Here is a 23134-nt window from a genome sequence, read left to right on the forward strand (position 1 = left end):
GCTCCTAAAGTCTTAGCAAACTCTATTGAATTATACAATACAATAATCACTATAAAAACTAAGTTTATTTAATAAAAATAAACTATTTAATCTGAATTATTTAATAAATAAACTAAAATGCTATAATTTTAAAATGCGGTTTAAAAAAAAGTTTTTAATAATATTTATAATTTCTGCTTTAAAAGCTTATTCTTATAATTATGCAATTCAATACAAAAATGAAGGTATTGACAAATATTATTTTGAAATGCTAAATGATGGATTCGGATTTTCATTAAGCGATTTTTTTGATGATTTGAGAAGTGGATCTCTAATTTTTACCTATGCCTCAAAATACAATTTTATAATCAATTTAGAAGCACACATGTTAACTTATAGAGGCTACAAAGACTCACCAAAATCTTTAATAAGTAGAACAGACCTAATTGAAATAGGTTTCATGTATTATTTCCCAATCTTATTGCTAATTAATGGAAAAAATTTTGGAGAAATAGATTTGGGGATTGGGGTTAAAAACTTATTATTTGGAGACTGGGGAGGGTACTTAATGCAAAACATAATTCATCTCATTTTAAATCAACGCCGCCCAATTCCAAGTATAAAAAGCTACGATAGCTATAATTATAGGGGATTTTTAAGCTTTGCTCTAAATTACTCATACATGAATTTTTTAAATTTAGAAAATTATATGGATTTATCTTATTTTGCAGATTATTTTATCAAAAACAGTATTGGAATTACGTTAAAAAATGAAAATATTGGATTTGATATAAAATTTTACTCTCAAATTCAAAACCAAATTAAAAGCCTTAAAACATATTCAAAAATACAAGAAGCAGAAACAGGGATTGGAATAAATTATCAATTTTACTCTAAAAATTTTTTCATAACCAATAATTTAAACATTAAAAATTTTTCAACCAAAGAAAATTTCTTAAGCGTTGGAGGATTTGGAATAATCATTACACCTGAAGAATACACAAAAATATCAGAATCAAATAATGAATTTAATGTTGTAAGTAATAATTTTTACTTTGGATTTGACATTATGATTCCATTAAAAATAAGAAATTCATTATTTTATAAAATAAATGAAAACATCAACAATTACTTTTCAATATCAACAAATTATTACACTAATTATAATGAAACTAATAGCTTTACAAATCAATTATCATCAGGCATCATGTATGAATTTTTACCACAAAAAACATTCAATCCTTACATAATTTCGGGATTATTTTTTGCCTATAATCAAAATAACCAAGATATTAAAAGCATCTTCAGACCAATAAGAATAAAAAATATTCTTCAAGTTGGAATTGAAAATGAATTAGGATTTTTGTTCAAAATGCTAAAATACCGCAATACTGAATATATTTTCAAAATATATTCAAAAGCTAGTTATATTCCTATAGCTTATAGCTTAGATGAAAAAAAATTTGAAAAACATTCTATTAACTTTAATTATTTAGGAATTGGATTAGTGGTTAAATAACAACTAATACTGATGGTCTTTATTAACAAACTTAGTAATGTGTGGTAAAAATAATATATCTGCTCTACCCGTAGGACCATTTCTATGTTTTGCTACAATAACCTTAGTTTCTATTGGCTCTACCTCAGCAGAAGACTCAAATTTAAAATCCTTATCCCTGTGAAGTAAAATTACAATATCGGCATCTTGCTCCAATGCTCCTGATTCCCTTAGGCTGGCAAGATTAGGTTCGCGCCCCTCTGTATCTCTTGTGAGCTGAGATAATGCAACAATAGGAATTTCAAGCTCTCTAGCAAGCTCTTTGAGAGATTTACTAATCGAAGCAACTTGTTCATGCCTTGGAAGATTTTTTGTTTCAAAAGAAATCAAACTGATATAATCAACAAATATTATATCTATACCATAAAATCTCTTAAGTTTTCTAGCTTGAGTTGCTAAAGTTAGCAAACTAATATTGGGAGTATCTTCAATATAAAGCTCAGAATCACTAATCTCATTTACAATATCATTTAATGATTTTATCTCTTGTCCAGATAAAATGCTATTTTGAACTTTAAAGCTATCAATACAAGATTGAGAAGATATTATTCTTTTTATTAAAGCATCTGCTGTCATCTCAAGAGAAAAAAATCCTACTTTTTTCTTTCCTTCTTTTCTCAATGCTATAGCAGAAGCAATATTTAAAGCAAATGCCGTTTTACCGATGCTAGGACGAGCACCAACTATAATAAAATCACTATTTCTAAATCCCCCAATAAGAGAGTCGACCTTTCTAAAGCCACTTGGAATGCCAAAATTTGCTTCTTTTTTCTTCATACTGCGCTCATATATCTCATTATGAACACGTTCTGCAATAACTTTAGCATGATAAAGGTTTTTACTAGAATAATCTAACTCAATTGAAAGAATCTTTTGTTGAGACTCTTCAACAATCTCATTAATAGATTTTGTAGAATCACTTATATAATCATTAAGTTCTTTAGAAACATTTAAAATACTTCTGCGAACACTCTGCTCTTTTACAATTTTTGCATAAACATTTATAGTTCTATCTGTTGGCAAATAAACTGAAAGAGAATCCAAATAATCTGGCAAATTAATTAAATCTTTTTTAATCAAAAGTTGGTTTTTTGAAACGTACTTGGATACTTCTTCAAAAACAGTAATAGGATCAATATTTTCCCTTTTTTCATAAAGCGAAACCATTGCTTTGAAAATCAACTTGTGAGTTTCATTGTAAAAATCATCAGCTCTTACATGAAAAGCAATCTGCTCTAATTTATCTGAATTATAAAATATACTAGAAATTACCGCTTTTTCTGCACCATCATTAAAAAGAAGTGCAGAATTTGAAAAAGCTGCTAAAGCCACAAACTACACCCTTTCTTTCCAAACCTACTCATCTGTTTTATTTAACTTTTTATTTAAAGACTTTTCATTCTCTTGCTTTTTTTCTTTTTTTATCTCTACTTTAATAATAGAACTAATACCCTCATAAAGCTTAATTGTCACATCATAAGTTCCAAAAGCCTTTAAAGTCCCATGATGTATATCTATTTTTTTTCTCTCTATATCAAAGCCAAGTTTTAAAAGTTCATCAGCAATATTTAAACTGTTAACACTATGAAACAATTTACCAGAATCATTAGATTTCATGAAAAATTCTAATTTAACAAGATCAAGCTTAGATTTCAAATCATTGGCCATTTGCCTTTTGGTTTCTTGCTTTTTTAATATTGATCTTCTTTTTTGATTAAAAATCTCAATATTATGTTTATTTGAAAAAACTGCAAAACCTTTGGGCAGCAAATAGTTTCTTGCAAATCCATCTCTTACCTCTACAGTATCTCCTTCTTTTCCAAGATTAATAAAATCTTCCTTTAAAATCACTTTCATAATTACCCCTAAATAATTATTTTTTCACAAAAGGCAACAAAGCCATATATCTTGCCCGTTTAATTTCTAATGCCAAACGCCTTTGATGCTTAGCAGAAGTTCCAGTAATTCTTTTGGGTAAAATTTTACCTTGTTCGGTAATAAACTTTTTAAGAAAATCAAAATCCTTATAATCAGGATGTTTGCCAGAATCACAAAATTTACATGACTTTCTCTTAAAAAATCTGAAATTTGAATTTTTCTTAAAACCATCCTGCTGATTTTCAAATCTTGAATCTCTTTGATTTGCATCTCTATCTTTATACATAAACTTAAACTCCATTAAAAAGGTATATCTTCGTTAAATTTATCATCAACAATATCAATATCCTTAACTACATCTTCTTTTTTATGATTTGTCAAACTATTAATATCTGAATCTTGCATTTGCACAATATTAGAACCTGAACTAAACATTTGCAAATTATCTACAAATATATTTACTTTACTTCTCTTATCACCAGTATTCCTATCTTGCCAGCTTTCATATTTAAGAGATCCACTTACCACAACTTGTTTGCCCTTTTTCAAATAATCGTTGAGACTTTCGGCTCTTTTTGAAAAAATAACACAATCAAAATATTGTGGATAATCAATCCATTCATCATTTTTCTTCATTCTTCTATTATTAGCTACAGAAAACCTAAGAACAGCCATGCCACTTTCTGTATAAGAAAGCTCAGAATCTTTCGTAAGCCTACCAGACAATACCAATGAATTAATATCAGCCACTCTTTAAAACCCTCTTATTTTTCTTGAACATCTGTACTTTCAGAACCTGTTGTTGTTTCAACTTTAGAGGCGCCTTTAAGGCTATCTTTGTCAACATTATCTCTAAATTCTCTAAAATTTCTTCTTTTGATTTTTTTAGTATTAATCTTTCTAACTATTTTAACCAAAATCATATACCTAAGCAAATTTTTAATTAACTTAAGCTTTGATTCAAGTTCTTTTAAGTTATTACATTCCATATTAAATTCTATTATTTCATAACGACCTCTAGCCTGCTTTTTAATGGGATATTCTAAGGCTCTCTCTCCAATAAAATTGCTAACAATCTCGGTTGCACCAAAAAATTCTAAAGATTTTTTAACCTCTTCTAAAGAACCTTTATATTCAATTTCTTCACTTTTAAACAAAAAACATGCCTCATATCTTTTAATCATTACTAAAACTCCTTATGGTCTATCGCATTGCAAAATATGCAACAAAGGCTACTTAGTTAGTATATAAAAGAGACCAATTTTTTTCAACAATAAAAACTTTTTATAACACAAAAGGTAACTAAAAAATAATCTTAATTCTTAATCTTCTTCTAATTCGCTAATCTTATAAGTTTTTCCCGATTTGCCTTGCTTTTCAAGTTTTTTGTCTTCTTTCATTTCAATATAAGTCTTAAAGCCTTTTTTTACATTATCAACTGCAACCATAACACTGGCTTCAAAAAGACTCTTTGGAGAATAAGTATCAATAGCCTTTTTAATATAATAAACATTAGTTCCGTAAAAAAGCTGTACCCTGCCATTAACAAGCGCTACCTTAAGAACTCCAGCCTCTTTAAGTAAATCATCATCAACAAGCTCAGTATTAACAACATCTACATGCAATCTTGTAGAACAAACATCAAGCTTTGTAATATTATCAAATCCCCCAAGACCCTGAATTAAAAGATGAGCAATCCCAAGGCTCTCTAGCTTGCCTTCTTGTCCTTCAAAAAATGGATCGTCTGTAACAAATATCTGAAAATCAAAATATCTATAAAGCCAACTAAAAGTAAAATAATAAAGAGCAAAAAATATTACCCCTAAAGGCACTATACTAATCCAATTTGTCTTAGAATTTCCTTGAAGTATTCCAAACATAAAAAAATCAAAAAATCCAGTAGAAAAGGTATTGCCAATAGTAACATCAAAAAAATTAGCAAGCAACAATGCAAAACCCGAATAAGCAGCATGAACAAAATAAAGCAAAGGCGCTGTAAAAATAAATAAAAATTCTAAAGGCTCAGTTATTCCTGTTAAAAAAGCTGTCAAAGCCCCAGACAAAAGAAGCGCTGAAACCTTATTTTTATCTTCATGAACAATGCCCTTGTAAACCCCTAATGCTGCTCCAGGCAGTCCAAACATAATAGAGAGATAAAATCCACTGCTAATCTTGGCAAAACCTGATGAAAATTTAACAAGTGATGGGTCTAACAACTGCTCATAAAATATATTCTTAAGACCCCTAACAGTATTGCCATTAACTATCTCTACTCCCCCCAAAGAAGTAAAATCAAAAGGAAAAGATAAAATAGAATGCAATCCCAAAGGCAATAAAAGCCTATTTAAAAATCCATAAAGAAAACTGCCAAAATATTCAAACTTAAAAACAAACACACCTAAAGATGCAATCAACTTGTCAAAACTTGACCAAATCAAACAAAAAAATATCGCCAAAACAACACAAAAAGGCAATATTATTACTATAGGCACAAAATGGCACTCTGAAAAAAAAATAAAAGGCTTGGGCAGCTTCATATTATAAAATTTGTTATGCAAATAGCCAGCTACAAGGCCTACCGCCAAAGAACCTGCAATTCCCGTATTTAAAGTTTGAACACCCAAAAAATTTATACGCCCCACAGAAGACATTGCCTCTGCTTCAACAAGTCCTGAGAAAGTCTCAATAAAATAATTTTCAGTAATATTAAATGTTAAATAACCAATAAGACCCCCCAAAGCCGCTGTTCCCTGCCCCATTCTTGCAACTCCAATAGAAATTCCAATAGAAAAAATTAAAGGCATATTGAAAAGAATAGCATTGCCTATAGCCTTCATTAAACCTAAAACATCTTGAATAAAAATCTTATCAACATAAACAATACTAGAAGAATTTGAAAATACAGATCCAATACCAATCAATATACATGAAACTGGTAAAATAGAAATAGGCACTCTCAGTGCTTTAGAAAATTTTTGCAAACTTGAAAAGTTAATTATTTTAATAAAATTAATCATGCTAAGCCTCTCCAATGCTAATTTCAGCAAACACTATTTATTATAAAGCTTTTTTTGCAAAAAAAAACCTACTTATCAAACAAGCCTAATAATAAGATTAGATAAATCAAATAAGATTTAATTTTGATCTTGTGAAAAACTTACAATTAAAGTAATGTATTATATATTTTTTATAAATAAATGATAAAACGAAGGTGAAGTTGTGTCTAGAGAAAATAAACTTAAAAATTACTCGTTAAGCGATGTTAATACAAGCAAAATACCAAAAAATGAACTTTTTAGTTCAATATCGCATCTTTTTGGAATTATCTTGTCTATTATTGGAACAACAATTCTTGTTACAATATCTACTCTTAAGAAAAAAGATTTACATGCACTTGTATTTTTTATTTACGGATTTTCAATGACCCTATTATATGTAATGAGCACTCTTTACCACATATTTCCAAAAGGAAGTAAAATAAAACAAATATTTAGAAAATTTGATCATATTTCTATATTTATCCTAATAGCAGGAACATATACTCCTGCATGTGCGATTCTTGTACCAAACAAATCAGGAATAATAATCTTATGTATAGTGTGGAGTATGGCTATAATTGGAATCATTTTTAAAGCAATATTTACAAATAGCCCTGGATGGTTTAATGGATCTATATTTATAATCATGGGGTGGATCATCCTTTTTAAAATTAAACCCATTTACAAGGCCCTTAATGGAAAAGGATTTTTTTGGCTAGTTTTTGGTGGAATAGTATATACAATAGGCGGAATAGTATACGCATTAAGTAAAAAATTCAATCCAACAATTAACATGAAAATGCATGATGTATTTCATATATTAATAATAATCGCATCAGCATCTCACTTTTGGCTTATGCTAAAATATATTTCTAATTTTTAATTAATATATTAAAATATATTAAAAAGATCTTTCAAATCGTTAAAAAGACCCAAGCCAAAAAGAAATAGCCCCAAAAAAATACCAAAGCTATAAAAAGAATAAATGGTTTTTGCCTTAAATCTTTTTCCACGTAAAAGCTCAACAAAGCTGATAAAAATTTGTCCCCCGTCAAAAATAGGTATTACAATAAAAAACAGATTCATGCCAGCAAGAATTAAGCTCAAGAAAGAAATGCTATTGATCCAATACAATAGTCCTAAAGAATAAGATGAAGAGAGAATGCCTACAATTCCAACAGGGCCTGATATACTCTTAGAGGTATTTAAAAAATTTGTTATTAATAAAAAAATAGAATACAAAATGTCTTGCAAAGCATTTACAACCTTAAAAAAAGAATTTTTAATGGCACTTGAAATATTTTCTACTTTAACTATCCTTTTTAAAGGTGGTGAAAAATATATGCCAATCATCTTATTTTTATCATGAAATACTAATTTTGAAGAAAAAATCTCTCCATTTCTAGAAAACTTAATCTCCACAGCATCCGAATTTAAATTCTTAAGAAGATCATCTAAATCTATTTTATTTTTCAAAAGAATATTATCAATGCTAATTATTTCGTCACCAGACTTCATTCCCGCAATCTTAGCGGGCGAATTTAAAACCACATCTGATATCACAAGATCAACCCAAGGGCCAATTTCTTTTAAAAAATCTTGCAAACCAACAGTCTCTTTAAAAGTAATATTTTCTTTTTCCCTTAAAACATTAAATGTAACTGTAGATTTTTCCTCAGGAATAACTTTTCTTAAATCAGAAAAATATTCGATTTTTTTATTATTAACCTTTAATATAACATCACCGTCTCTAAATTTATCTTTTAAAAAAGAATCTTTATTTAAAACACTAACCCTTGAAGAATAATCAAAATATATAACGCCCGCCATACTGATGAAAATGAAAACAACAAATGAAAAAATCAAATTAAATAAAGGGCCTGCAAAATATATTAAAATTTTTTTAAAATGTGAAATTCCAAATAAAGAATCTTTATCTGCTTTTAATTCTTTATTTGCTTTAAGTTCCTTTTCTAAGTGATCAAATCCCTTAAGTTTACAATATCCTCCTAGAAGAATTGGAGAAAGTCTATACTCAGTATTATTAATTTTAAACTTTAATATGCTGGGGCCTATACCCACAGAAAAAACTTCAACCTTAACTTTGAAAAGTTTGGCAAATAAAAAGTGCCCTAGTTCATGAATAAATATTATAAAACTAAGAGCCAGCACACTAAAAAGAATATACATAAATTCCCTCCAAAAATCACTAAGATAAGTATAAATAAAATATCGGGCCTGTCAAAAGAAAAGAGTCAATAGAATCAAGAGCCCCACCTCTACCAGGAACAATTTTCCCAGAATCTTTTACTCCAGCACTTCGTTTTAATCCCGATTCAAACAAGTCGCCAATAATGGTAAAAACTCCAATCAAAATGCCCAAAATAATAGATTCTCCATAGCTTAAATTTATTAATCTAAAAACCACTGCAAATATAGCAGTAAACACAGAAAACAAAATGCCCCCCAAAAACCCCATTAATGTCTTATTTGGGCTAATAATAGTAGGACGATAACTGTTTTTCCCTAAAAAATAACCAAAAAGATATGCAAAAGTATCATTTCCACTTACCATAGCAAAAAGTATTAACATTAAAAATGGCGCCTTAGGTAAAGTTGTAATAGAAACTGTAAAAGACATTAATGCACCGGGATATATAAGTATAAAAAGTATTGACGATGCTTGAGACAAAAAATTTCCAATCTCATGTTCTTTAATAAACACCAAATTAACAATCCAATTGCTAAAAACTAAAGCTATAACCAAGTAATATATTAAATTCATACCTAAATAAAAAACATTAAAATGAATATACGTTAAAATTGGGGGAACAAACCCCAAAAAAAAAGATAATATGCTCGAAAGTCCTGACGATTTGAATTTTAATTTTAATAAATCATTAACTTCTTTTGCCGCAAAACCACTAAATATAAAAATTAAAATATTAAGGAACAAATAATTTTTAAAATCAAAAAATATTAAAAATAAAATCAAAGGAACAAAAAATAGAAATGTTCCCAACCTTGCAAAAAAAGCAAATCTATTAATCTTACTCAATAAATCATCTCCCAAAATTTCTTTTTCTAAATTGGAAATATTCCAAATCCTTACTATATCTATTGTCATAATATTCAGGCCACAAAACATTTGAAAAAATCAATTCAGAATAAGCAATCCTCCATAAGAAAAAATTACTTATTCTAATATTTCCACCTGTACGTATTAAAAGATCAAGATCGGGAAGCTCTGGATTGTCCAAAAAACTGGAAAAAGTATTTTCATTTAAAGAATCTAAATCAAAATCACTTGAAACAAATTTTTTAACAGCTCTAAGTATTTCATTACGACCCCCATAATTGATTGCCAAATTTAAAATAAGGTTATTGAAATTTTTAGAAAAGCTAATAGAATCTTTTATAGAACTTTTTACTTCCTCGCTTAAAGACTCAACATCTCCTGAAACTATTATTTTTATTCCATTTTTTTTGTAAAAATCAAATTCAGCTCTCAAGTAGTTAGCAATTAAAAACATCAATTTTTCTATCTCGCAAGCATCCCTTTTCCAATTCTCAGTAGAAAATACATAAAAGGATAAATGCTTAATGCCTATCCTTAAAGAATGCTTAACTATTTCTTTTGCTCTTTTTAGACCCTCTTTATAACCCTCCAAAGAAGGCAATCCTTTACTTAAAGCCCACCTTCTATTGCCATCCATAATGATTCCAACATGACTTGGAAGAGAACCTTTATTCATGGATTCAAGCTTCCATTATTTCTTGAATTTTAGATTCTAAAATAGAATCTATCTTTTTAATATAAATATCTGTAGATTTCTGAATATCATCTAAAATTCTTTTTAAACTGTCCTCTGTAATTTCCGATTCTTTTTCTTGCTTTTTAACCTTATTGTTTAAATCCTGTCGTATATTTCTAGTTGAAATTTTATGCTCTTCTGCTATTTTTTTAGCATGCTTTACAATCTCTTGCCGCCTTTCACTAGTTAAAGTTGGAACTTTAATTCTAATAACTGAGCCATCACTTGAGGGATTCATAGAAAGATCAGAATTAAGTATAGCTTGCTCTATTTTATTTAAAATACTTTTATCCCAAGGTTGAATAACAACAAGCCTTGCTTCAGGAATTCTAATACTTGACACCTGAGTTATAGGTGTTCTTTGGCCATGGTATTGAATAAAAATTTTATCAAAAATATTACTACTAATTCTACCTGTTCTTAACGTTTTATATTCATTATCAAGTGATAAAAGAACTTTGCTCATCTTTTCATCTAGAAAAGCCTTATAATCTTCCATATAAACTACTCCTTGCCGATAAAAAGCAGTACATTATCTACCCTATTCTTAAATACTTAAACTCAACTATTTCTATCTTGCTTGAAATTGATTTTGAAATCTCTTCAAGCATTTCCTTTACAGTAATTTTATCATTCTTTACAAAACTTTGTTCAAGAAGAGAAATCTCAGCAAGATGTTTTTTAATTTTTCCTGCAACTATACCTTTGACTATACTTTCTGGCTTACCACTAAATTCTAATTGTTTGGTAAATATCTCTTCTTGCTCTTTAATATAATTTGGACAAACATCATCATTTCTCAAATAAACAGGAGCAAAAGCGGCCACATGCAAAGTCAAATCCATGGCAAAATTTTGAAACATTTTATCTTCGGTTTTAGAAAAATCATCTACTTTTAATTTAACTAACACACCAATCTTGGATTGTTCACCATGCAAATAAATTTTTACAAATTCATTAGATTGAATTTCGGTAATAAAAATTTTTTTAACCTGAATATTTTCTTTTATTGTAGCTGCTAAATTTTTAAGCTCTAACTCTTGAGAAGTAGTTAAAGAATCTCTTCCGCTTTCTACCAATTCCTTAATCAAAGAATTTCCAAAATTAACAAAATTATGATTTAAAGCAACAAAGTCTGTTTCACAAGAAACAAGTAAAAGCCCAGCATGAATATTATTTGAATATGAGAATACTCTGCCTTCTTTTGCATCTCGATCAAGTCTTTTCTCAGCAGATGCAATTCCCATTTCCCTAAGTTTCTTTTTAGCCAATTCAAAGTCTCCACCAGCAGCAGACAAAGCTTTTTTACAATCTCCAAAACCGGCATTGGTTTCTTCTCGAAGTTTTTTTACATCTTGAGGACTAATAATGCTCATAAATTACTCTCCCCCTTCTTCAATAGAATCACTTTTGTCATTTTTAATTTCAATTTCTTTCATCAAATCTTCTTCATTTAAATTTTCAATTATCTGAATACCAACCTCTTTATCACTTTCTAAAATAGCATCAGATATTATTTTGGTAAACAAAGCAACAGAACGAATCGCATCATCATTACCAGGAATTGGACAATCAATAACATCTGGATTACAATTCGTATCAACCACAGAAATAATGGGGATTTTTAATTTTCTAGCTTCATTAATAGCTATCTGTTCTCGCTTAGGATCAATGATAAAAATGGCACCAGGAAGTGTTTCCATATCCTTGATACCTGTTAAATTTTTAGCTAGTTTTGATTTTTCACGATTAAGTTGTGAAATTTCTTTTTTACTTATCATATCAAAAGTTCCATCAACTTCCATCTTTTCTAGCTTTTTTAATTTTTGAACAGATTTTCTAATCGTATTAAAATTGGAAAGCATGCCCCCAAGCCATCTATTGTTCACATATGGCATATCACTTCTTCTTGCTTCTTGTTCTATTATCTCGCTAGCTTGCTTTTTGGTTCCAACAAAAAGCACCTTTTTACCATCTTTTATTACCCTTTGAACAAGTTCATAAGAATCTTTAATGCCCTGTAAAGTCTTTTGAAGATCTAAAATATGTATTTCATTTCTCTCGGAAAAAATAAATCTTTTCATTCTAGGATCAAGTCTTTTTACTTGATGACCAAAATGAACTCCGGCCTCCAATAGGCTCTTCATCGTAACAATTGCCAAATCAACCTCCTATTATCCTTCTCTTTTACTCACCATGAAAACACACGGCGGAAATTATCCCTTCTTTTATAAGAATATAATAAAACAATACAATTAATAAGTCCACCTCATTAAAAATGAACACTATTCCCTTTAATAAAATTATCAACAAATTATATTAATAAAAAAAATATTAAAAGCTAAGTTAATATCCAACTCTTGAAAAAATCATTTTTTTACAAATCGTTCTTATTTCTTTCAGAGAATTTAATCAAACCTATTAAAATAACTGACCCCAAAATAGGAAATAAATAAATAACAAAATCTATTTGCCTTTCATAATAATCAGAATAGAAAAAAGGAATAAAAAACAGAAATATAATTCCACCTAAAAAGCTTATTAAATAAACTACTAAAAACTTAAAATTCAATATGTTTAAAAACATAACAAAAAAGCTTACCAAAAAAGAAATAACAATGTTTGTTAAAATTAAATGAGAAAAAAATACTATCATGCTCCCCCTTAAAAATAACTAATCAGATAAACTAAATCCTGACAAATCTCCAAGATTAATAAGAACGCTATAAGCATCATCAACAATGCTGCCTACACCCATAACAAAAATTGCCAAATTATACTTAGGGGCAATATCTTTTGTAAAAAAATCCTCATTTATATGTTTTAGATCAATTGGCCTTTTTTCTTTGTCTGAAAAATTGGACTTTTTAATAGATTTTGAAAAACCCACATATTCTCCTTTGTCAATATAGGACCTATATATGTTTTTCTTTTCAAGAATAACAGATGAAGAAGTAATTCCATTTCTCACAATAATAAAAGCCTCACCAGGAACATCCTTTCTTAATTCCCCAAAATTTATTTCAAAATATAAAGGCAACTTGTTATCTACCCATTCTTTATTTAATTTAAAAACAGGTTTACCCGAATAAACAGTAGAACTCAAATTTATTTTATAAAATCCTCTATTATTAAATTCACTAACATTGTCAAAAACACCCTTTAAGGCCTCAAAATCTTTTTCTACGCTTTTTTGAAAACTGCTTATGTGATAATTGGCACCTTCCGGGTAAAATTTGTAATATATATCAAAACCTCTTAATTTACCAGCTGCTTGATTGGAAAAATAACCTGCTGGTAAAAAAAAAGCTACAGAATCTCTTGAAATTCGATTGTCAACCTTTTCTGGTGAAGGAAGTATTAAAATATTGTCAAGACCACACCCAAAAAACCCCATACAAAATACAAAATATAAGATAACAAAAATTATAAAACCTCCCCCAAAATATACAAATTAATTTTGCTTAAGTTCTAAAATTTTATTATTTGCTATATTTATATACAAATTATTTTCATACGGGAACTTAACAATCTCTTCATATACTTTAACAGCAAGATCTTTATCTTTTTCTTCAATCAATATTGCCTTACTCAAAAGAGCTCTTATCTTTAAAAAATTCAAACTAGTACTATTGATAAGATCTTCATAAACTAACAAAGCATCTTCTTTTAATCCCATTTTTTCATAAACTGCAGCTTTATTAAGAAAAGCAATTTCACTTTCAACACCTTTGGCCTTAATAACAATATCTAAATCTTTAATAGCCTCATCATACTGTGCTTGGCTTTGGAAATAAACAGCTCTGGCCAAATAAAACCTTGAAATAAAATAAGATGAAATTTCTTTTTCTTTTGCAATAAGTTCCTTTATCCTAAGAAATATTTTCTCTCTCTCTTTGGTATCATTTTCTTTTAAATAATCATTTAAATCTTTTTCAAGATTTTCTACTATTTCTCCGCCACTCTTTACATAATCTTTACCTAAAGAATTATAAAAAACAACAATAACAGATACAAACACAAAAATAATAGCAACAAAGAAAAATAAAAGCTTATTTTTAGCCATTATTCATCCCTCTTTAGCAAATTTTCAAATGGCTTATAAGATTCCTCATCATTGCCCTTAAACAAATAAGAAGAAATCTCTTCTCTTGATCTTTGATTTTCATACTCCCTGTAAGAGAGCAGCACCGATTTGTCTTTAGAGTCAATGCTTGTTATTACCACTTTAAGTTTGTCTCCAACATTTAATTTTTCGAAAGTTTCTAAACTAGATTCTTTTGTATCCCCCAATTGAATTTTACTAATAAATCCCATTATTTTATTATAAACTCTTACTTGAAAGCCTTTTGATTTTTTCTCTACAATCTCAACCTCAATAGCATCGCCTTTTTTATAGCTTTTAGAAAAATCTTCCCAAGGACTTTCTTCTAGCTGTTTAATTCCTAATCTAACACTTCTCTTTCGTCTGTCAACTTCAAGCACTTTGCCATTAACTAAATCACCTATCTTGAAATATTCTTCAGGATCAATCTCTTCAAGCCAAGAAATATCAAACTTGCTAACATAAGCATCTATACCTTCTTCAATATTTACAAAAGCGCCCGCTTTTGTAATATTAGTAACAACTCCTTGAACAACTCTCCCAATAGGATATTTCTCGGTCAATCTCTCCCAGGGATTCTCATTGATCTGTTTAATACCTAGGGATATTTTTTTATTTTCTTTATCTATCTCTAAAACCTTAACTTCTACAATCTGGCCAAGTTTTATTAATTCTTGAGGGCTTTTTATTACTCTTATCCAAGAAAAATTACTTATATGCAAAAATCCTGACAATTCGCTGTCAAGCTCAATAACGGCCCCAAAAGGCAAAATTTTTACAACTTTCCCTTTTACAATGCTATCAATTTTATATTTAACATCCACAGAATCCCAAGGATTTGCTTTTAAAGCCTTAAGAGACAATTCCATTTTGCCTGTTTGTGGGTTTATCTTAATAATTTTCAACTTTAGCTTATCACCAACTCTAACAAAATCTTCAATATTTTCAACTTGATTAAAGGCAATATTTCTTTTATGCAAAATTCCTGTAACAAAATTTTTAATTTTTACAATAGCACCATATTCTGTAATACGCTCAACAACACCATCAACAATATCTTCTTCATTGTAAGAACTTACTAGCTCTATTCTTTTAGCGAGATCTCTTTCTTTTTCTAAAGTGCGCCTATCAAGAATAAGTCTCAAACCGTCCGCTTCGCTTGCTTCAAGGATATAAAATTCAACAACAGAACCTCTTTTTAATTTCTCATCCTTAGACTTAGAGCTTAAATAAAAAGGCATAAAGCCAGAAACATTTTCATTAATTTGAATCTTATAACCATTTGGAAGTTCAACCAACACTTTGCCTTTAATTACTTTTTTATTTTGAATATATTCATATACTTTATCTTGAAAATTTAAAGAATCAAGCTTTTCAACACTTAAAATAAGACCCAATTCTCCGCCCATTCTTACAACGATTGCTTCAAGTTTATCACCAATTTTGGGAACATTTTCAAATTCTTCAATCTTGATAAAGCCTTCCGATTTATAACCAATATCTACTAGAACATAATCCTTCATAATATTAACAACCGTCCCAGAAACACGACTTCCAAGTTCTACTCTTTCAAGTACTTTCAAATAATTTTCTTGTAAATCTTTTTGATTTTCCATTCTCACCTCTCTCTTACTTTTTTCAAATTAAACTTTTTTATTATAATATTACACACATCGTCTAATCCTTTGTAGCTTGTATCAAGGTAAAAAACCCCTTTTGATAATTTTAACTTACCATATTGTTTTTTCTTGTCAACATCATCTCTTCTTTTAAGAGTGCGCTCTAATTCTTCTAAAGTCTCATTCCCATTTCTTTGCTCATATCGCCTCAAAGCTCGAACTTTAACAGAAGCATCAAGATATATTTTAAATTCAGATTCTGGAAAAACTACAGTAGTAATATCTCTACCTTCTATTATATAATTATCATCGCTAAATTTAACAACCTCTCTCAATTTTTTATTCACAATGTTTCTTATTCCAACATAAGAAGAATAAAAAGAAACTTGAAAATCAATCTTATCATTTAAAATTTGATTTTCAACATTCTCTCCATTAAGCAAAAAGGTGGAATTATTAAAACTTATATCATTCTCAAGAATCAAATCTAAAAGACTATCCTCACTAATAAAATCACTACTACTCATAAGAGATCTTTGAGCAATTAAAGTTATTATCCTATAAAGATGCCCAGAACTGATAAATTTATAGTTCAGCCTTACGCCAAGCTCTCTTGCAATTGAGCTTTTTCCTGATGCTGAAGGCCCATCAATTGCTATTATCATTTAATTTCTCCAGCTTGGATTTTAAACTATTTATCTTAGACAAAGGAACAATTTTTACTTGACCTTCCTTTAAACTATCCAAATTAATATTGCCAATTCTAATTCTATGAATTTTTTTTAAAAAAATATTTTTGCTCAAAAATACTTTTCTTATTTCTCTATTTTTCCCTTCGTCTAAAATCAATCTAGCAGAATTTTTATTTAAAATTTCATAAGATTTTAATTTAAAAAATTCTTTTTTTACCTTTATACCCGATTTAAAAGAAATAAGCAAATTTTCATCAATATCTTTTTTTGATTCAATAATATATTCTCTTTCAACTTTTCGCCTTGGGTGAATAATATCATTTGCAAATTTACCATCATTGGTAAATAATAAAAGTCCAGAGCTTTTAAAATCAAGCCTACCGATTGAAAACACACGCTCTTTAAATAAAGGTTGAACCAAAGATATTGCTAACTTTCTTCCATTAACATCAAAATTGGAACATAAGTAATTTTTAGGCTTGTTAAGAGCTAGATAAATTTTATTATTACTTTGAAAATCTTTAAAAACAAAAATCTGTTTTTTATAAATTATTCTGTCTCCTAAAGCCACTTTATCTCCAAGCTTAGCAATAGCGTTATTAACTCTTACAAGCCTCTTTTTTATCAGCTCCTCGCAAAATCTTCTTGACCCTACTCCCTTTTCAGCTAAAAAAACATGAACTCTGGGGGTTTTAAGTGCAATCATTAATTTTACAACCTCGATACAACACTAATTTATGATTCAAATATCCTAAATTTATAATATTAAGCATTTTGCACTCAAGAGATACTAAAAAATAAGAAAATCTCTCAAAAGAATAATTATCGGCATTTAAATCTAAAAGAGAATCAAAAATTACACTACTCTCTTTATTTAAAATAGAAATAATTTTCATCTTTTTTTCAAAAATTTTCAATTCATATTTATTGCAAAGGGGTTTAAATTTTTTATCACACAAAAAATTTTTATTAATAACTTTTTTCTTTAATGCGTCAGACTTTCTCTTCAAATTTTTCCTTTTATTATTATCATTAGCAATAAAATTAATATTTTTAACAGAATTCTCACTACCGCCAGAAATAAATTTTTCAATCATTTTTGAGTCATAAAATTTAAAATTCTTCGTTTCACTTAATTGTAATTTTTTATTTTCTCTATTCTTGCTATAACATATTAATCTTTGCATAACTTTGCGATCAGCTTTATCTTTGTATTCAGGCTTCAGTGGAAATAAAATTTGAGTTTTCCAATAAAACAAATTATTAGCAAGATAAAAAAAATCGATTAATCCTCTAATGCTTATATTAAGGTCACCTGAAACAACTATAAATTGTTCAATTATTTGATTTAAACTCAAAGTCTTAAGAATATGTCTATTCATACTAACATATTCAAAAAAAAGCTCTATTCCGCCCGTAAAATTATCAAGGCTGATAGAGTAACTATCCAATTCAGACATTTAAATTTTCCATATTACTCAGATTCATCTTCTTTAAATTCAATGAGGTTATCATCCTTTTGATCAAAATTATTAAAAATTATTTCTCTAAGCCTCTTATCCAAATCATTTGCAAGTGCTACTTCTTTACTAAGATAATCAATAACACTCTCTCTTCCTTGTCCCAACTTATTATCTCCTAATGAATACCAAGAACCTGCTTTTTGTATTAAATTATGCTTAATAGCCAAATCTAAAATACCAGCTTCTTTTGAAATACCTTTCCCAAAATAAATTATCAATTCTACTTTGCGAAAAGGTGGAGCAACCTTATTCTTCACAATCTTAACTCTAATCTTATTGCCAATAACATCATCACTTGAGCCTGATCTAGTTACTTGTTCTATCTTTCGAACCTCAAGCCTAAGAGATGCATAAAACTTTAAAGCATTTCCGCCAGTAGTGGTCTCTGGATTGCCAAACATAATACCAATCCTCATTCTTATTTGATTAATAAACATAATGCAAGTGTTGGATTTAGAAAGTATGCCAGTAATCTTTCTAAGAGCCTTGCTCATTAGTCTTGCTTGAAGGCCAATCTGAGAATCGCCCATTTCTCCATCTATCTCTAATTTAGGGGTTAGAGCAGCTACAGAATCAACTACAATCAAATCAACACCACCACTTCTGATTAAATGCTCAGCAATCTCAAGGGCCTGCTCTCCGGTATCAGGCTGACTAAGCCAAAGTTCTGCAACATTAACTCCTAAAGCTTTTGCATAAACAGGATCAAGAGCATGCTCAGCATCAATAAATGCAGCTATTCCGCCCTCTTTTTGCACCTCAGCAATCGCTTGAAGAGTCAAAGTAGTTTTACCAGACGACTCGGGGCCAAAAATTTCTATTACCCGCCCCCTAGGATACCCACCAATGCCAAGAGCCTCATCTAATACAATAGATCCACTTGACATACTCTTTATACCTTTTCCGACAGGAGATTCTCCCATCTTAATAAGACTTCCCTTCCCAAAAGCTTTTTCTATTTGAACTCTTGCAAGCTCAACAGCTTCCTCTTTATTTGCTCTTTCTATGTCAATAACAGCTTTTTCCCTTTTTTCCTTTAACTTTGACATTCTTGAATTTTTCCTAGCTAAATTTTATGGGTTCTATTTTCTTTACAAAATATCTAAAATCAGTATTATTTATAACAAAACTAAGACTATCACCCTCTTTAGAATCAAGTAAATTTTCTCCAAAAGGCGATTTATATGAAATAATGCCTTTATCGGGGTTTGATTCCCAAGGTCCAAGTATTAAATAAGATTCATCTTTACCTGTAGCTTCATTTAAAATGATAACCTTAGTCCCAAAACCAACAACAGAACTTTGAAGATCCTTAGTATCTATAACTTTTGCATTCTCTATTTCCAACATTAAGGAGTTTAATCTTTTTGTCAAAAACTGTTGTTTTTCCTTAGCAGAATGATATTCAGCATTTTCTTTTAAATCGCCAAGTTCACGAGCTTTTCCAATTTCTTTTGAATTTTCTGGAATTTCAACTTCCTTTAAATGTTTAAGCTCCTTTTGCTTTTTGTTCAAAGAACTTAATATGGTTAAAAATCCAATCTCCATTTTCTCGCCTGCAAGCTGCATCTTTTCATCTTCAAACTCAACCGAATCAAACAATTGCCTTATTATAGATTTAATCTCTAAAAGATCCTTTGGGGGGAAATCTTTTACATAAAAACAAGTCATATAAACTCTTTTTGCAAGTTCCTCATCTCTTGCAACTTCTAAAACCGATTTAAGATATCCATCTTTAACTAAAAGATTAATTACCATTTTATAAATTCTTTTACTTGCAACAGAATTATTTTTATTATTAATTTTGATAACACTATCTGTTAAAATTTTAATCAAATTAGATAAAAGATCTGAATCTGAATAACTAAGTTCTATAGAATAAGTTTTATAGTGCTTCAAAATCCAAATATAAGCATCTTTATAAATCTTATAATTTTTTATAACATAATTAAATAATTTTTCCACTTCTCTGGGATCTTCTTTGTAAAGTGATTCAACCAATCTCTTATTAACAGAATGAGGAAAAAGTTCTTTGTAATATAAAATCCAATTGCTAAGTTCTTTTTTAATTAAAACAACCAATTCTTTTTTTATTTCTGCATTCAAAATTGAATCAAAAAGATCCACTATTCCTTTTGAATACTCCTTTAAAAGAGACTCTAAATTAACATTTTTTTCTATATTAACTTTTGATGATAATTCTTCAGAAAAATTCCCTAAAGATTTAAGAATAACGTAAGAACTTATAACATGATGATCAACCTTTGTAAAATTGTTAACATAAATTAAAAAATAATTAAGCATCTCTTCTTCAATATGCAAATCCTTAACAATTCCTTTAACATTACAATAGTTTATAAATATCTCGTATCTTTTATAAAAATCTTTCTCAATCTTGAATTTATCATACATTTTTTCATTCAAATTGGAAGATCTCTCATTATATATATAACAATCAAGCTTGCTAGAGTCCATAACAAAATGGGGATTATCCTTTAAAATTTGCTTTGCCCTCAAGCTCCATGAATTCCACGAACTTTGAGTCATCAAGCTTGGAACCAACTCTTTTTTTATTCCCTTTAAATCAATAGCTTTATAGCTTTTTATAATAACCTTTATAGCCCACTCAATATCTTTTTTTACTCTATCTGCAAGCTCCTCTTTAGGCGTTACAGCCTTTAATACCCTAATATCTTCTCTGCTAAGAGGAGACAAAGCCGACATCGCCATATCAAACCCAATAAAATGACCTCTTTTAGAAACAAAATCAACCGTAATGCCGTTATCATTTACATCCCTTACTATTCCAACAGACCAAGTCTGATGATAAACAAAATTGCCCTTTGCAAAAAACAAATATTTTTCAAAGTCTAAATATACATCAACAAAATTTTTATCTAAGTTTTCAATATCAGACTTTATAAGATAATCCTCAATATTTTTAACATCTTTATATCTTTCTCTTAAAAATTTAACTAAATTTTCTCTTGCCTTATGATTTTTGTTATCAAGCTTTAAAATACCTTTTAAAATTTCTATTGTCTCATCAACATTATCAGTCAAAGAATAATGATCAAATAAATCTTCATAAAGAACTATAGCCTTTTTAAACCCAAGATCTTTTTCAATTTTTTGTAAAATAAGCAAAAAAGAATCAAAGTCGTCCGAAACATAATGAATAAGCCTGGCCCATACTTCTCTGATTCCTGACATTTGTTTTTTATCAATAAAACGATAAATAGCTTTTCTAAAATAAAAAATTGATTTTTGCAAATCAATAGTTTCATAATAAGTAGCAAGCTGTCTAACAAACACAGTGTCATCAATATCTGCTTCAACAATTCTAGTCCAAATACTTGGAAGCTTGTCATTTTCATTGTTCTGAGCATATATTTTTGCAAGAGTATAAAGAGCGTGCTTATTCTCAGAAATTAAAAGCATTTCATTGCATATATGCTCAACAAGAGCCCATTTTAAATTTTGAGAAAACAAATCAATAACGGCAAGCAAGTTCATATCATTTAAAGGTCGCCTACTATATATAAGCATTCCAGAAATATAAAGACCTGCTATGCTTTTTTTAACATCCTTTAAATGCCTGCCACAAATATCAAGCACATCTTCCGTTAAGCCTTCATCAATTATATTGTCTATTAAATCATCTAATTCTTTTATTTTGGCAAGAGAATAATTATTAACAACTATTCTTGTCCACTTATCTTCTTGTAAAATACTATCTAATTTCTCTATGGTAGTAATATTAGACATCAAACTCTCCTAATATCGATTTTTTAGCATCAAGCAACTAATTTACATACTGTTGATAAATACCTAGGTCTATTTCTTTTATGTATAACAAAATCTCATCAATACGTGCCCTATCTTCTTTTATCCTTACATAATGATCAATAAGCCAAAAATATTTATTAATAAGCCTTGGAAGCAATATGCTTTCATTTATTGATCTATAAGACTTTTCTTTAAGTTCATTGCGCAAACTGTAAACAGACTGCTTTAGCTGTCCAAGCTCTATAGGCCTTAACTCTCTTTTGATATTAAAAACACCATTAAGAGAGCCATAAACAGGAATCCATTCTTTTATAAGATCATCTGAAATATTTCTGTCAGACTTAATAAGATCTATTAATCTTAAAATCATATCAGACTCAAGAGAATATATATCTATCTTTTGAGGATTAATAAAAAAAGCCTCTCTGAATAAGACTTTAGCCTCTTTAATTTCATCAACCAACGCATAAGAATCAGCAAGCTCTGCAACAACATCTGAGTTATCTTTAAAATCCCCTAATATTTGCAAAAAAACATTAATTGCTCTCTCATAATTTCCCATGCCTTTATAAGACTTAGCAATTTTTATTAAAAGGTCCAAATTTTCTGGATGCATTTTGTATATATTTTTATATATATAAAGACAGGTCTGAAACACAAAATATTTTATAGAATTGCGACCTTGCAAAAAATTACAACCCATCTTTTTCAAATATCGTCCTGCAAAATTATTCCACTCTCGTATTAAAAATTCTGCCTTTTCATAATCTTGCCCTATTCTATCAAGGCTTTCAACCTGACCATTCCAATACACAGAACTTTTCAAAGCTGTTAGAATTTCAATATTATCAAAATCAAGAGAATGAGCCTCTTCGGATTTTATTAAAGCTTCTTTGAAATTGCCTTTTCTAAAATCTAAATAAATCTCTTTGATCAATTCAACGATTCTTTCTGATGACACATCCCCACCATTTTAAACAATATATACAAACCCCCGTTACACTTCATTTAATTATATCATTTATCAATTTTTAGTCAAACAAGAAATTAGGGCAAAATAACAATATTTCATTTATTATTCTTTTAAAATAAAATCTTATATTATAATATTAAAAAGAAAATTGTGGGGTCAAATTCT

At 28.8% G+C, this 23134-nt stretch carries 24 protein-coding genes; 2 read left to right on the forward strand and 22 right to left on the reverse strand.

All coding sequences use genetic code 11. The features are described from left to right. The first annotated feature begins 133 nt into the window (after positions 1–133). A complete protein-coding gene (locus tag BBIDN127_RS00535; RefSeq protein ID WP_014023367.1) occupies positions 134–1498 on the forward strand; it encodes a hypothetical protein in 1365 nt (454 codons plus the stop codon). Between the two features lie 3 nt (positions 1499–1501). Here the strand turns inward: BBIDN127_RS00535 and dnaB are convergent, their stop codons facing one another. The 6 genes from dnaB to BBIDN127_RS00565 form a co-directional block, all read right to left on the reverse strand. Continuing rightward, positions 1502–2869: a replicative DNA helicase gene (gene dnaB / locus BBIDN127_RS00540; protein WP_014023368.1), complete on the reverse strand. Its 1368-nt coding sequence runs from the start codon at positions 2867–2869 to the stop codon at positions 1502–1504. 24 nt (positions 2870–2893) lie between these two features. Beyond that, positions 2894–3394: a 50S ribosomal protein L9 gene (rplI, locus tag BBIDN127_RS00545; protein WP_014023369.1), complete on the reverse strand. Its 501-nt coding sequence runs from the start codon at positions 3392–3394 to the stop codon at positions 2894–2896. Positions 3395–3410: 16 nt separating this feature from the next. Further along, positions 3411–3701, reverse strand: a complete 291-nt coding sequence (gene rpsR / locus BBIDN127_RS00550) for a 30S ribosomal protein S18 (protein WP_014023370.1) — start codon at positions 3699–3701, stop codon at positions 3411–3413. Between the two features lie 14 nt (positions 3702–3715). Then, on the reverse strand, positions 3716–4165 hold the full coding sequence (locus BBIDN127_RS00555) for a single-stranded DNA-binding protein (protein ID WP_014023371.1): 450 nt from the start codon (positions 4163–4165) through the stop codon (positions 3716–3718). A gap of 14 nt (positions 4166–4179) precedes the next feature. Next, complete coding sequence (rpsF, locus tag BBIDN127_RS00560) at positions 4180–4599, reverse strand: 30S ribosomal protein S6 (protein WP_014023372.1); 420 nt, start codon at positions 4597–4599, stop codon at positions 4180–4182. 138 nt (positions 4600–4737) lie between these two features. Beyond that, the gene (locus BBIDN127_RS00565) at positions 4738–6432 is read right to left on the reverse strand and encodes a PTS transporter subunit EIIC (RefSeq protein ID WP_014023373.1); all 1695 of its coding nucleotides are present in this window, start codon (positions 6430–6432) and stop codon (positions 4738–4740) included. A gap of 202 nt (positions 6433–6634) precedes the next feature. On the opposite strand from BBIDN127_RS00565, the gene trhA reads away from it, so the two are divergent. Next, entirely contained in the window at positions 6635–7336 is a 702-nt protein-coding gene (gene trhA / locus BBIDN127_RS00570) for a PAQR family membrane homeostasis protein TrhA (protein WP_014023374.1), read from the forward strand. 8 nt (positions 7337–7344) lie between these two features. On the opposite strand, the gene rseP is transcribed toward trhA, so the two are convergent. The 16 genes from rseP to BBIDN127_RS00650 form a co-directional block, all read right to left on the reverse strand. Continuing rightward, the gene (gene rseP / locus BBIDN127_RS00575; RefSeq protein WP_014023375.1) at positions 7345–8643 is read right to left on the reverse strand and encodes an RIP metalloprotease RseP; all 1299 of its coding nucleotides are present in this window, start codon (positions 8641–8643) and stop codon (positions 7345–7347) included. A 19-nt stretch (positions 8644–8662) separates the two neighbouring features. Then, positions 8663–9526 (reverse strand): phosphatidate cytidylyltransferase, encoded by an 864-nt coding sequence (locus BBIDN127_RS00580; protein ID WP_014023376.1) that lies wholly within the window; start codon positions 9524–9526, stop codon positions 8663–8665. Beyond that, complete coding sequence (uppS, locus tag BBIDN127_RS00585) at positions 9516–10208, reverse strand: polyprenyl diphosphate synthase (protein ID WP_014023377.1); 693 nt, start codon at positions 10206–10208, stop codon at positions 9516–9518. The genes BBIDN127_RS00580 and uppS overlap by 11 nt, the downstream gene beginning before the upstream one ends. Positions 10209–10212: 4 nt before the next feature. Then, the gene (gene frr / locus BBIDN127_RS00590; protein WP_014023378.1) at positions 10213–10767 is read right to left on the reverse strand and encodes a ribosome recycling factor; all 555 of its coding nucleotides are present in this window, start codon (positions 10765–10767) and stop codon (positions 10213–10215) included. Between the two features lie 37 nt (positions 10768–10804). Next, entirely contained in the window at positions 10805–11644 is an 840-nt protein-coding gene (tsf, locus tag BBIDN127_RS00595; protein WP_014023379.1) for a translation elongation factor Ts, read from the reverse strand. A gap of 3 nt (positions 11645–11647) precedes the next feature. Next, positions 11648–12430 (reverse strand): 30S ribosomal protein S2, encoded by a 783-nt coding sequence (rpsB, locus tag BBIDN127_RS00600; RefSeq protein ID WP_044054922.1) that lies wholly within the window; start codon positions 12428–12430, stop codon positions 11648–11650. 215 nt (positions 12431–12645) lie between these two features. Beyond that, positions 12646–12924, reverse strand: a complete 279-nt coding sequence (locus BBIDN127_RS00605) for a hypothetical protein (RefSeq protein WP_014023381.1) — start codon at positions 12922–12924, stop codon at positions 12646–12648. Positions 12925–12942: 18 nt separating this feature from the next. Further along, complete coding sequence (locus BBIDN127_RS00610) at positions 12943–13665, reverse strand: hypothetical protein (protein WP_014023382.1); 723 nt, start codon at positions 13663–13665, stop codon at positions 12943–12945. Between the two features lie 57 nt (positions 13666–13722). Continuing rightward, positions 13723–14334, reverse strand: coding sequence for a tetratricopeptide repeat protein (locus BBIDN127_RS00615; RefSeq protein ID WP_014023383.1), 612 nt, complete (start codon positions 14332–14334; stop codon positions 13723–13725). Further along, the gene (locus BBIDN127_RS00620) at positions 14334–15989 is read right to left on the reverse strand and encodes a 30S ribosomal protein S1 (RefSeq protein WP_014023384.1); all 1656 of its coding nucleotides are present in this window, start codon (positions 15987–15989) and stop codon (positions 14334–14336) included. The genes BBIDN127_RS00615 and BBIDN127_RS00620 overlap by 1 nt, the downstream gene beginning before the upstream one ends. 2 nt (positions 15990–15991) lie before the next feature. Beyond that, the gene (gene cmk, locus BBIDN127_RS00625; protein WP_014023385.1) at positions 15992–16657 is read right to left on the reverse strand and encodes a (d)CMP kinase; all 666 of its coding nucleotides are present in this window, start codon (positions 16655–16657) and stop codon (positions 15992–15994) included. Then, positions 16641–17390, reverse strand: a complete 750-nt coding sequence (locus tag BBIDN127_RS00630) for a pseudouridine synthase (RefSeq protein WP_014023386.1) — start codon at positions 17388–17390, stop codon at positions 16641–16643. The genes cmk and BBIDN127_RS00630 overlap by 17 nt, the downstream gene beginning before the upstream one ends. After that, positions 17377–18144: a hypothetical protein gene (locus BBIDN127_RS00635; RefSeq protein ID WP_014023387.1), complete on the reverse strand. Its 768-nt coding sequence runs from the start codon at positions 18142–18144 to the stop codon at positions 17377–17379. The genes BBIDN127_RS00630 and BBIDN127_RS00635 overlap by 14 nt, the downstream gene beginning before the upstream one ends. A 14-nt stretch (positions 18145–18158) precedes the next feature. Continuing rightward, positions 18159–19256 (reverse strand): recombinase RecA, encoded by a 1098-nt coding sequence (gene recA / locus BBIDN127_RS00640; protein ID WP_014023388.1) that lies wholly within the window; start codon positions 19254–19256, stop codon positions 18159–18161. A 13-nt stretch (positions 19257–19269) separates the two neighbouring features. Beyond that, positions 19270–21975: a transcription elongation factor GreA gene (gene greA, locus BBIDN127_RS00645; protein ID WP_014023389.1), complete on the reverse strand. Its 2706-nt coding sequence runs from the start codon at positions 21973–21975 to the stop codon at positions 19270–19272. A gap of 37 nt (positions 21976–22012) precedes the next feature. Continuing rightward, positions 22013–22957, reverse strand: a complete 945-nt coding sequence (locus BBIDN127_RS00650; RefSeq protein ID WP_044054923.1) for a tetratricopeptide repeat protein — start codon at positions 22955–22957, stop codon at positions 22013–22015. Positions 22958–23134 lie beyond the last annotated feature (177 nt).

The sequence above is a fragment of the Borreliella bissettiae DN127 genome (genome assembly GCF_000222305.1).
GTDB classification, from domain to species: Bacteria; Spirochaetota; Spirochaetia; order Borreliales; family Borreliaceae; genus Borreliella; species Borreliella carolinensis.